The sequence below is a fragment of the Janthinobacterium sp. LPB2021202312-11-4 genome, from assembly GCF_037049705.1.
Taxonomy (GTDB): Bacteria; Pseudomonadota; Gammaproteobacteria; order Pseudomonadales; family Pseudomonadaceae; genus Aquipseudomonas.
This window is the reverse complement of record NZ_JBAGKV010000021.1, coordinates 19853-31984: the sequence shown is the minus strand read 5'-3', so window position 1 is coordinate 31984 and position 12132 is coordinate 19853. Positions and strand designations below refer to the sequence as shown.

The window sequence follows — 12132 nt, the reverse complement described above, 5'->3', positions numbered from 1 at the left end:
CTGTGAGGGAATTGACGTTGAGTACTGATGAAAAAATGACCGGGGATTTGTTCGAAGTCGATAAGCGCCTGGGGCTCAAGCCCGTCGTGGACTTCAATAACTATCTGCGCATGGCCTTCGGCGACGGTAAATGCACGTGCATCCGTTGTGTCGCCAGCGAAGGTGACGAAACCGGCTACGAGTACCAACACACCTTCAACCTTGACGGACAAGTGGTGCACCGCCGCTTCGCCTCCACCGCCGGTAGCGATGTGTTGCTGGTGTTGAAGAAAGCCTGGCTGTCGTACACCAAAGCGGAGCTCGAGGTTTACGGCAACCTGGCGCTGGCGACCGTCAAGGAGTTCGTCGCCCCCGAACTGCACAAGCGCCTGGCGCCGCTGTTTCTGGCCAGCGGGCTGGTCAAGGACGTGGACGGGAATTTGCAGGTGCAGCCGCAAGCCGCTGCCTGATTGTTGTAGAACGGGGCGCAAGACCGCGACGGATTGCGCCCTTCACCCGGGAAAACCCCAGACCGTTAGCACCGACGCGCTCATAAGCGATCAGAACCGCGCCGCCCAGCATGACCGGCAGATGGGCGAAAGGCAGGCACAGCGGGATCAACATCAACGCCCAGCACGTCGTCACGCACCAGAACCCGTGGGTCGCGCCAAAACACAACGGGTCGACCAGCGCAGCCATTCCAAACACAGACAGCCGGGGCCGTTGATGGCAACGCGCAAGGCAGCGCGAACGCACGGTGCTCAGTTGCCAGATCAGCCATCCCAGCACCGCAACCGCCCCGGCCACAGGCTCTGAACCCGTGAGCGAAACCAGCAGCAGCGCGATCACAAACAGCAACACACAAGCCGCCAGCCACACACCCAAATAGCCCAGAAAGAACAGCATGATGGCTCGCCAACGGTGGCGCGAGAGCGAGCGAAACCACAAGTGCAACAAAGGCCCCGCCAACGCGGGCGTCATCATCGCCACCAGCATCAAGGTCACGCCCACCGCAAACGCGGCGAGGTCCAGGGTTGAGTAATAGAAATGCAGGTAACTCAGGCCCTCGGCAAACAGCGGGCCAGGATCGGAACGGCACAGAAGCATCAGTTCAGCGTGAACGTTGTCACTGAGGGCAATGACGCCGAACGCGACGAGGCTGATGCTCCATAACGCGCAAGCGAGCGGGTCAAGGCCCGCTTCCCGAAGCCGTGTCGACACGACCATCGTCAGGTCGACTGGCGGTAAATGCTGACCCGTTTGATCGAGATCCCGCGCGCGTCATTGACCGGCACGAACAATACCGGCAAGGCATTCAGATTGGCCTCACCGGTGAGGTGCAGCCGGTCAATCGTATCGGTGATCTCGATCACTTTGCTCAGGCCCGATCCGCCGTGGGGTTTGGCAATGTTGGTCGACTCGCTGATGCCGAACAACGACACCACGCCTGCACGGTTCTCCGGGTGCTCGGCGGCAATGGCGCCTTCGGCCAAACCGACATACACGTCGAAAATGGCCGCGTCATTGTCCCCGGTGATGTTCTCCAGATTGAGGAATACCCGATCAGGCTCCGGGCTCGCGCGCAGCGCGAACGTGGACAGCTTGAAGCTGTCGGTGAGCTTGCGGATTGTGGGCTTATCGGTCTTCACAAGGGTGGCCGAGGGATCGCTTCCCAAGGTAATCGCCTTGCTGTTTGCACCGAGCAGTTCAACCGTGGGTTTCTTGGGCACAGCGTCGACCTCCAGACCGTCAGTGATGCCGGGGACGTCCATGAGCGTTTTCAACGATAACAACCGAAGGTTCAGGCGCTGCTGACCACTCAGCGGATCGGAAATGTCCTCATACAAATAGTTAAGCACGGGCGCCTTCGTGTCCAGCATATCTTTGGGCGCAAATTCCTTTCGACTGCCATCGGCTTGCGGCACCACAAAGCGTTGCTTGCCGCTTGGCCCGTCAAGCCATGACTTGAGCACCGGGTTCTTGAAGTTCGGGTTACGGTTGAGCCACACCTCCCACAGCCGATCGATGTTGGCGTGATGCAGCCAGAAAATCGGATCGAGCCCGGCCGTCAGCGGCATCGACATCAAGCCCAGATTCCGCCAGTCCCGGGGGTCCGTTCCCTTGCGATAACCACCAACAAGGCCATGGACCGGATCGTGCGGCCCCTGTTCAAGCAAACCTTCATTCGGGCGGTCTGCGTTGTGTTGAAAGGGTGTGCGCACCCCACCGAATCCCGGAGAACCATTGAGAACCCCTTCGAAATCAGGGTCGCTCAGGGCCGCCTTCAGATCGACATCCTCTTTGCGGATAACCACCACGCCATCCCCACGGCCAAAACGCCGGGGTTCAAACAGTGGATTGTCGCCACCATCGGGCCAGGCATTCGTTGCAAAGGCTTGCGGCAGCAGGCGCGGATTGGCGACCGCCGTGTCGTTGTAATTCCAATAAGGTAATGCCCAATCGTCCGGCGCTCCCGGCAAGGTTTGTATCGCGGCCCGCACAATCGACTCGTAAGCCGCCAGGTAACCCCGATGCCACGGAATGAAATACCAATTGTGGTGCTGGCACTGATTGCGATCCTGACTGAGGTACTCCGGTGTGTCCGGTTGTTTTTCATCCGCCGCCAACCAGCCGAACTGGCGCCAGACCACCTCTTCAATGCCATGGATCGCCGCGAGGTATTTCCAACTGGTGATATCGCTAAACGGGCGCGACTTCAGCACCTTGACCCCGCGGGCGTACCACAGGAGTTCTGGGGCCCAGGGTTGTTGCAGGCTCCAGACATTGCGTCGTGTAAACGTCATTGATCAGACCTCCCTGTCATCGGGTGTTGTTTACCGGACCACGGTTCTTCCAACGGACTGCGCTCCAAAACTATAGATCAGCTTTAAACGAATCGCTGAAAACACCTTGCAGGTCGACGAACGCCAACTATGCTCCCCGAAAGCTGCACCGGGGCATTGATTCCGGGCAGCAGGACCTCCGGTTAGCCGTCCGGGCATCGCATCGCTGATTTGCAGGAAGCTTGACCACCTGACGACGTAAACGCGTTCGCCGCGGTGTTCCCCAGGGAGGGAGCCATGCCCGCACCAGGACGGTATTGGGTCGCAATCGCGACCGACGATAGCGCGCAGCAGCGCGTCATCGCCTGCACTCCACACCCCCTTCTTCGCTCACGACGATCTATACGTCGCCTGCCCACCTGCCTCCCCAACACTTAAAGGACACGCGGCCATCGCGGCCGCCGCCCCCATTCGCGCAATGGCGCACGGAGAACAACATGACTACGTTTCGCATGGTCCTGGCCGGGTTGATGGTCTGCACCTCGTCCTCGGCGGCGCTCGCCGAATTCGCTGCCCAGCCGTTCCTGGCCCCGCCCAGGCTTCTGGAAAAAGGACCGCCGGGCACGTTGAAGGCGACTGAACTGGCTGTTCCGCAAACCGGCTGCAACCCGGCGGGGGATATCACCCGCGAAGGCCAGACCGTCGAACTGAACCTGCAAGTGCAGCAGCGCGAAAACCAGATCTACAACCCCGGCAACCCCGACGGCGCCAAGGACACGGTCAAGCTGCGATCCTATGGCGGCTGCCTGACCGGCCCGCTCATCGACGTGCGCCCCGGCAACACCCTACGGGTGCACCTGGACAATCAGCTGGATAAAAACGACCCGAGCTGTCCGGGCGGAAAAGACCCGGCCAATGGCGACCCGGGCTGCTTCAACACGATCAACCTGCATTACCACGGGCTTCACGTTTCGCCGGCAGGCAACAGCGACAACGTGCTGCTGAACATCGCCCCGCAAACCAAATTCGAATACGAGATCAACATCCCTACCGATCACCCATCAGGCACCTTCTGGTACCACGCGCACCGACACGGTTCCACGGCGATGCAAGTCGCCAGCGGCGCAGCGGGCGCCCTGATCGTGCGCGGCGCCCGGCCCTACACCGGCGACAAACCGGGAGACATCGACACCGTCCTCAAGAACGCCGCCGGCCAAGCCCTGCCCGAGCAAGTGTTTCTGTTCCAGCAAATCCCCTACGCCTGCTTCGACGACAAGGGCGCCATCATCACGCAAAAGGATGGCACCTGGACCTGCCCCAGCGGCAAGACCGGTGTTGTCGAGGACTTCGGCAAACAGCTTTCTTCGGCCACGGTCTGGGATGAGAGCGGGCGGTTTACCAGCATTAACGGTGTAGTCCAGCCAACGCTCAGCGGCATTGGCGCCGGCGAAATACAGCGTTGGCGCTTTATTCACGGCGGCATCCACGACACGGTGAACCTGCAAATCGTGCCGATGAACACCACCAGCGCAAAAGCCCGGCTCGCATTGACCGGCGTGCTCAGCGGTACGCCCAAGGAGCAAGCCGCGACGATTGCCGAACTGTGTCCGGTGACGGTGCCCGATGGCAGTAAACCCGTGGATCTGGTCCCTCAATTCGAGATCGCCACCGACGGCATCACGCGCACCGCGATTCGCCCCATCGGCGTGAACAAAAAAAGCATCAGCGGCGGCATCGGCAGCAACTTCCTCCAACCCGGTTATCGCAGTGACGTGTTGCTCATGTTCCCCCGGGACGGCACCTACTGCATGCTGAACCAGGCCGCAACGCCCGCCGAACGCGCCAATGCCGGCCCCAAAGGGCCTGGCGGCCAGGGCCCGAACGAAACTCAACTGTTGGCCACTGTGATCGTCTCGGGCGGCAAGGTCGTGACCGACGACCCGCAAACCTATATCCAGCAAGCGCTGTACGACGCCAACAAAACGGATAAATCGCTGCCCGCCGCCGCCCTCGAAGGCCTGCGCAGCGGTGACTTGAAACCGTGGCGCGGGATGGATGACCTCAAGGACGCGGTGGTCAACGATGACATCCAGAAAGCCGACTTTTTCATCGGCAACCCACCCTTCCCGCCCTCACCTGCCGCTACCCCGCCGAAAAAACCGGGAGATCCGTGGACCGGCGCGTTCGGCTTTTACATCAACTACAAATCCTATGACCCGGACCGCATCGACTTCACTCGCCAGGTCAACACCACGGACGATTGGGTACTGAGCTCGCAAGTCGAGCCCCATATCTTTCACATTCACGTCAACCCGTTCCAGGTGATGGATGTGCTCTACGCCAAGCCCGGCGAGAAGCCCAAAAGCATCTTCGGTGCCAACGGCGAGTGCCTGGTGCCGGCCGATGAACTGGGCCTGCAAAACCAGTATTGCGGGATGTGGCATGAGTTCAAGGACACGATTTTCGTGCAGAACGATTACCAGGTACTGGTTCGCACGCACTACGACCGCTACATCGGCGAGTTCGTCATCCACTGCCACATCCTCGACCACGAGGACGGCGGCATGATGACCAATATCCAGATCGTTCCCGACCTCAATGCCAGCGGCGGCGGCATTGGCATGGCCGGCATGAAGCACGCCACCCATCAACCGTCGGACACCCGTCAGCACTGATGGGTTATCCCTTTGCACGAAAGACGACAAGGAGTCGGGCATGACCACTACCTCCACAACAGCACCTGTCAGCAACCCCACCTGGTACGCGCAGATCCGCGACATGTTCACCACCGAAGACCGGGAGCACATGGCCAGGCAAGGCCTCGACCTCGCCAGCTATGAAGCGGTGATGAACCATGCCGGCAACATCTACCAACAAGTGGCGACGGGGAATATGCCGCCGGGACGACCCTGGACGGCCGATTGGGTCAGCACGTTTCTCAACTGGATGAACAACGGCTACCCCAAAGGGGTGCCTGCCACCAGTGCCAATGTCGTAGAGTTCGACGCGCGCACGCTGCTCAGCGCTGTGGCACCTGCCGGCAGGGTTCGCAAGGACGTCACGACGCTGTCCAGCCAGGAACTTGACCTGCTCAAACAAGCGTTTTCGGCGATCCTGGCCAAGGCCCCCGACGACCCGAACGGTTTCTTCGTACAGGCCGGCTATCACTGGTTTCCAGCCCCCAATACCTTTTGCATGCACCACGTCCCGGGCTACAACCCCTGGCATCGGGCGTACCTGGTCAGTTTCGAAAATGCCCTGAGGTCAGTGCCCGGCTGCGAGAACGTGACCCTGCCCTACTGGGACATCACAACTCCGTTCCCCGACGTGCTCAAAAGCGCGCCCTTCGACCAATACGTGCTGCCGCAAGCGGTCGGCGACAACTACCCCGAAGGCTACGTCACGACGCGTTTCAGCTATGAGCAGATTGCTCAGAACCTGCTGCAAAGCGGCGTGACCGACGACGTCAATCGAGCCATGAGCAAGACCGATTGGGAGGACTTCCACGGGTACTGGTCCGGGGCCGCCCACAACACCATCATTTCCGCCCACGACAGTGGCCATAACTCGATTGGCCTGACCATGCAGCACCAAGAAGTGGCTGCTTTCGACCCGGTGTTCTGGTTCTTCCATTGCAACTGGGACAGGGTGTTCTGGGAATGGCAGAAAAAGATGCTGGCCACCGACCTGCATGGCCTGCTCACCACCATCAATGAAACGACTGACGCCCTCAGCTACCAGATTTTCAACGATGCCGCACTTCAGGCGTTGAACCCGTTCACCAGCAACCCGCCAGAACTCAACACCCTGGCGATCATCGACTCGGTGAATCAGCTCGACATCGACTATGGCCCGCCAGCGACCGCCTCGAACGTTGATTTCCTGCCCAAGACCCAGCGCACACTCGCCGCGTCCAAGGCCTTCACCGTCGAAGCCAATCGGGTCAACGTGCGGGTCAGCGGCATCAATCGCTTGAAAATCCCCGGCAGCTTCTGGGTGCATTTGCAGAAGGACGGCAGGACGATCGCCACCCGCTCACTGTTTCAACCGGTGGAAGTCCAGACGTGCGCCAACTGCGTGGCCAACGCCGTCACGCAATTCGACTTCGAATTGCCGATGTCAGAGGTGCTCGGCGGCACGCTCAGCGTCTGGGTCGAACCGGTGGACAAGGATTTCATCGGCGACCGGTTCCCGCAGAAGCTGATGGGCAACCCCACCATTGACGTGCATCTGCTGCTGCAAACCGAGTAGCGCAGCGGACCAGTCGTGAGTGCCGGGCTTCAAGGACGAAGCCCGGCCGCCCTCTCAGTCCGATCCGACTTCCACAACGCCCTCGTTCAAGCGCACCGGCCAGACCCGCAGACGTTGTTGCGGGTACTCCAGGCAACTGCCGTCCTCCAGACGGAAATGTTGCTTGTAGATCGGTGACGCCACCACCAGATCGCCCTTGATGCTCCCCACCAAACCACGGCCGATCACATTCGCCCCGGATTGCGGGTCATGGTTGTCAATCGCGTAGAGGGTCTTGCCCTCGGCGCCTGGCAGGTAGAACAGCGCCACCTGGGCGCCGTCGTGCCAGACGACGACACCGGAGTTGCTCACCAGGTCCTGTTGCTGGCACACCGTTGTCCAGGCCCGGGCGGTTTCCAGGGTTGCAATGCGTCGGGTAGTGGTCTGGCTCATCAGGCAATCTCCTCGGTGACGGGAATCAGGTTGAGTTCGGCGGCCATGATCGGGCGCCGTTGACCGCGCTCCTGGACAAAGTGGATGTCCGGGTCCGGGCGTTTATCGTTGACGAAAGTGCGGAAGCGCTTGAGTTTTTCCGGGTCTTTGAGGGCGTTGGCCCACTCGCATTCGTAGCGATCGACCACGAGCTGCATCTGCGCTTCGAGTTCGTCTCCCAGGCCGAGGCTGTCGTTGATGATCACCTCGGTCAGGTAATCCAGACCGCCCTCCAGGCTTTCGCGCCAGACTGAGGTGCGCTGCAATTTGTCGGCGGTGCGGATGTAGAACATCAGGAAGCGGTCGATGTAGCGGATCAGGGTTTCATCGTCCAGGTCGGTGGCGAACAACTCGGCGTGACGCGGACGCATGCCGCCGTTGCCGGCGATGTACAGGTTCCAGCCTTTCTCGGTGGCGATCACGCCCACGTCCTTGCTCTGGGCTTCGGCGCATTCACGGGCGCAACCGGACACCGCGAATTTGAGTTTGTGTGGCGAACGCAGGCCCTTGTAACGGTCCTCGATCAGCAGGGCCATTTTCACGCTGTCCTGCACGCCGTAACGGCACCAGGTGCTGCCAACGCAGGACTTCACCGTGCGCGTCGATTTGCCGTAGGCGTGGCCGGTTTCGAAGCCGGCCTCGATCAGCTCGCTCCAGATGTCCGGCAACTCATGCAACTGTGCGCCAAACAGGTCGATACGCTGGCCGCCGGTGATTTTGGTGTAGAGGTCGTATTTCTTCGCCACCACGCCAATCGCGATCAGTTTGTCAGCGGTGATCTCGCCGCCGGGGATGCGCGGTACCACGGAGTACGTGCCGTTTTTCTGCATGTTGGCCATGAAGGTGTCGTTGGTGTCCTGCAACGGCACCAGTGAGGTGTCCATGATCGGCTGGTTCCAGCACGAGGCGAGGATCGAGCCCACCGCCGGCTTGCACACGTCGCAACCGGTATGGCCACGGCCGTGCTTGGCCAGCAGTTCTTCGAAGGTGATCAACCCTTCTACCCGCACCAAGGCATAGAGTTCCTGGCGGGTGTAGGCGAAGTGTTCGCACAGGCTCTTGTCGACACTGACGCCACGGGCAATCAGTTCATGCTCGAAGACTTGCTTGAGCAGGCCGGCGCAACCGCCGCAACCGGTGCAGGCCTTGGTTTGCGCCTTGAGCAGGCCGAGGTCGGTGCAGCCGCCATCGATGGCCGAGCAGATCGAGCCTTTGGTGACGTTGTGGCAGGAGCAGACCGTCGCCGATTCGGGCAACGCGCCCGGGCCGAGGGTCGGTGCGCCTTCGGACGACGGCAGAATCAGGCTGGCCGGCTCCGACGGCAACGCAATCGCGTTCTGCATGTATTGCAGCAGCGTGTCGTAGTAACTGTTGTCCCCGACCAGCACCGCGCCGAGCACGTGCTTGCCACTGGCATCCACCACCAGGCGCCGGTAACTGGCGCTGGCCTCGTCGATAAACTGATAGCTGCGGGCGCCCGGCGTATGGGCGTGGGCATCGCCGATAGAACCGACATCGACCCCCAGCAGTTTGAGTTTGGTCGACATGTCCGCGCCAATGAAGGGCTCGGCCACCTCGTTGCACAACTGGGCGGCGACGCCACGGGCCATCTGGTAACCCGGCGCGACCAGGCCAAACACGCTGCCATTCCAGGACGCACACTCGCCGATGGCGTAGATATTCGGGTCGCTGGTCAGGCACTGGCCGTCCACCACGACACCGCCGCGCGGACCGATCTCCAAGGCACTTTGCCGGGCCAGCGCATCCTGGGCACGGATACCGGCGGAGAACACGATCAGGTCGGTTTCAAGGAATTCGTCATTGGCAAAATTCATCCGGTAGCGGTACTGCTCGCCCGGGCTGATCGATTGAGTGGCGCGGGACAGGTGCACACCCACGCCCAGCCGTTCGATCTGGGTCTTGAGCGCAAACCCGCCGAGGTCATCCAGTTGCACCGGCATCAAGCGCGGCGCGAACTCCACCACATGTGCTTCCAGCCCCAGGCTTTTCAGCGCATTGGCGGCTTCAAGGCCGAGCAAGCCACCGCCCACCACCACGCCACGCCGGGCGTTGGCCGCTGCGGCACGGATCGCGTCAAGGTCTTCAAGGGTGCGGTACACCAGCCGCGAATCGCCCTCGGCACCTTCAATTGGCGGCACAAACGGGTAGGAACCGGTGGCCAGGACCAATTTGTCGTAGCCGACACACCCTTGCGCGGTAATCACTTCGCGCCGAACCCGGTCGATTTCCAGCACCGGCACGCCCAAATGCAAGGTGACACCGGGCGTCTGGTACAGCGACGCCTCGGACAGCGCCAGCGACTCGGCGTCGCGACCGGTGAAGTATTCGGAAAGGTGCACACGGTCGTAGGCACGCATCGGCTCTTCGCTGAAGACGTGCAGCCGATAGTGCTCCAGCGCTCCGCGCTCGATCAGTTGCTCGACACAATGATGTCCGACCATGCCATTGCCGATCACGATCAGCGTTTGCAGTTTGTTCAACGCGGCAACATTGGAATTCATAGAGGCACCCATTCACAGCCAATCACGGTTCAAAAAGCAAAAAAAAACGCCTGAAACCTTGCGGTTCCAGGCGTCTTTGCCTGTTCTTTTGCGGTGTCGAAACCAGACGTCTATGCCTGATCCACCGATGTTGCCCATGACCTGATCGTCGTTGACCGGTTGGGCGGCCCTTCTATTGCGTTAATGGCGGGCCTTGGTGGGGTCTATGCAGTGTTTGTGCCAGTGATTCATGAGCGGCCCCGCTACCGGGGCTCGCAGCGCCGTTTTACTGGGCCGCACACCCTGGATTGGCGGTTATGGCTGAAGATTCGAATGCTCCGGACCGATGAAATCGGCGCCGCTGTTTGCCTTGGGTTAGTGCAAGTCGCGGCGCCGGGGCTTTATAAGAGTGCACGACGCGTCGACCTGCCTTGCCCCCGCAGCCAATTTTCCAGCCGCTCGGCGTCAGGCTTTCTGGCCGGAATGCAGCTTGGGCTGAATGTGCGACGCCACCATTTGATCCACCAGGTACCGGGCATCCTGGGCCACTCCGGAGAAACGTCCAGACCCCCAGGTGTATAACCATGGCAATCCGAGGAAGTACAACCCAGGCTGCGCCGTGACCCCGCGCTTGTGCCCGGGATGGCCGCGACCGTTGAAGACTGGGGCCTCGACCCAAGTGAAGTCCGGGCTGAAGCCGATGCACCAGATGATGCTGGTGATGCCTTCGGCCTCAAGGTCCAGCTCGCTGCGCTCTTGCTCGGGCGTCCAGCTCGGCTGATAACGCTCGCCGGGCGGCGCATCGATCGAGTGCTGCTCGATGTACTTGTCGATCGAGCCATTGATCCGGTTATAGACCGCGTCGGCGCTGTCGAGGTTTTCCGCCAGGTTGTTCGCAAACTGCAAGCGAGTGCCCTGCAACCCGTCAAGACGACCGAACAACTGCATGCCTTCACGAGCGAAGTTGCGCAGGTCGATGTCCCGCCCACCATCGCGCCCCGTGACGTAGTGATTGGTGTTGTCGCGCACGCCTTCACGCAGCGGATGGGTGTCGACGCCGATGTCGTAGTAGCCCATTTCCGCCAGCCAGTCGACCACGTCCCGGCCCCGGTAAAAACGCGCGCAACGCGGTGCGTCACCAACTGCCAGATAGACCTTGCGACCGGCCAGGTGCAGATCTTCGGCGATTTGCGCACCCGACTGACCGGAACCGACCACCAGCACATTGCCGGTGGGCAATGCTTGGGGATTGCGGTATTGCTCGGAGTGGAGCTGGTGAATGCTTGCCGGCAAACGCTCGGCCAGGCGCGGGATGATCGGCGTGTGATAACCGCCCGACGCGACAATCACCTGATCGGCGGTGAACTCACCTTTGGAGGTGTGCACCTCGAAGCCACCCACGGCGCGAGGAACCACCCGTTGCACGGCGACGCCTTCACGGACCGGCGCATTCACCGATTTGACGAAGCCGGCCAGGTACTCGTTGATCTCATCCTTCTTCATAAAGCCGTGTGGGTCAGTGCCCTTGAAGTCCTCGGTGTAGGTGTAGCCCGGCAATGCGCACTGCCAGTTGGGCGTCACCAGGCTGAAAGCATCCCAGCGCTGATTACGCCAGGCGTGGGTCACGCTGTGCTTTTCCAGCACCAGGTGATCGACGCCCTCCTGTTGCAAGTAATAGCTGGCCGATAGCCCGGCCTGACCGCCGCCGACGACGATCACGCTGTGGTGGGCGGGTTTGATGGATGTGAGGTGGCTGGTCATGACGCGCTCCGGTACTCGGTAACGAAAAGGGTTAAGGGAAAATCGATGAATCAGAATGAACTCCAGCCCGCACCGATCACCTGGCCGGCGCCTTCGGTGCGCATGGCCAGAACCTCCACATGCCCGATCGCGTGATCGGGCTCGACGAGATAGCTGGCCTGGCCCTTGAGCGAACTCAAGGTGTCCATCGCCGAGCTGCAATAGAAGCCCTTGACCTGCTTGACCCGTTCCGAGGCGTTGTTCAGTGCGCTTTCGATGCGCAGCAGAAAGTCCGTCAGCGGGTAACTGGCGCCCTCCTCCAGGTATTGGTAAATCACGGTCGAGGGCGAATAGCCGGTCGCTTCCTTGCCATTGGGCCAGCGGATTTTGAAATTGACGGCGGGCAT

At 61.0% G+C, this 12132-nt stretch carries 9 protein-coding genes; 3 read left to right on the top strand and 6 right to left on the bottom strand.

The annotated features are described in order from the left end of the window. The first annotated feature begins 17 nt into the window (after positions 1 to 17). The gene (locus V5E99_RS21210) at positions 18 to 449 is read left to right on the top strand and encodes a hypothetical protein (RefSeq protein WP_499804212.1); all 432 of its coding nucleotides are present in this window, start codon (positions 18 to 20) and stop codon (positions 447 to 449) included. On the opposite strand, the gene V5E99_RS21205 is transcribed toward V5E99_RS21210, so the two are convergent. Both V5E99_RS21205 and V5E99_RS21200 read right to left on the bottom strand, forming a co-directional pair. Further along, positions 400 to 1200 (bottom strand): copper chaperone, encoded by an 801-nt coding sequence (locus tag V5E99_RS21205; RefSeq protein WP_499804211.1) that lies wholly within the window; start codon positions 1198 to 1200, stop codon positions 400 to 402. The two genes, V5E99_RS21210 and V5E99_RS21205, sit on opposite strands and share 50 nt — an antisense overlap. Before the next feature lie 8 nt (positions 1201 to 1208). Continuing rightward, positions 1209 to 2783 (bottom strand): tyrosinase family protein, encoded by a 1575-nt coding sequence (locus tag V5E99_RS21200; protein WP_499804210.1) that lies wholly within the window; start codon positions 2781 to 2783, stop codon positions 1209 to 1211. Positions 2784 to 3259: 476 nt separating this feature from the next. Here V5E99_RS21200 and V5E99_RS21195 point away from each other — a divergent pair, with 476 nt between their 5' ends. Then, positions 3260 to 5437 (top strand): multicopper oxidase family protein, encoded by a 2178-nt coding sequence (locus V5E99_RS21195; protein WP_499804209.1) that lies wholly within the window; start codon positions 3260 to 3262, stop codon positions 5435 to 5437. A gap of 40 nt (positions 5438 to 5477) precedes the next feature. Next, on the top strand, positions 5478 to 7013 hold the full coding sequence (locus V5E99_RS21190) for a tyrosinase family protein (RefSeq protein WP_499804208.1): 1536 nt from the start codon (positions 5478 to 5480) through the stop codon (positions 7011 to 7013). Between the two features lie 54 nt (positions 7014 to 7067). Here V5E99_RS21190 and nirD read toward each other — a convergent pair whose 3' ends face one another. From nirD to V5E99_RS21170, 4 genes are all read right to left on the bottom strand, one after another. Next, positions 7068 to 7445 carry a nitrite reductase small subunit NirD gene (nirD, locus tag V5E99_RS21185; protein ID WP_499804207.1) on the bottom strand — a complete coding sequence of 126 codons (378 nt, stop codon included), beginning with the start codon at positions 7443 to 7445 and terminating at the stop codon, positions 7068 to 7070. Then, complete coding sequence (nirB, locus tag V5E99_RS21180) at positions 7445 to 10006, bottom strand: nitrite reductase large subunit NirB (protein ID WP_499804206.1); 2562 nt, start codon at positions 10004 to 10006, stop codon at positions 7445 to 7447. Before nirB ends, nirD begins: the two co-directional genes overlap by 1 nt. A 444-nt stretch (positions 10007 to 10450) precedes the next feature. Beyond that, a complete protein-coding gene (locus V5E99_RS21175) occupies positions 10451 to 11746 on the bottom strand; it encodes an MSMEG_0569 family flavin-dependent oxidoreductase (protein ID WP_499804205.1) in 1296 nt (431 codons plus the stop codon). 50 nt (positions 11747 to 11796) lie between these two features. Further along, the gene (locus V5E99_RS21170; protein ID WP_499804204.1) at positions 11797 to 12132 is read right to left on the bottom strand and encodes an MSMEG_0570 family nitrogen starvation response protein; all 336 of its coding nucleotides are present in this window, start codon (positions 12130 to 12132) and stop codon (positions 11797 to 11799) included.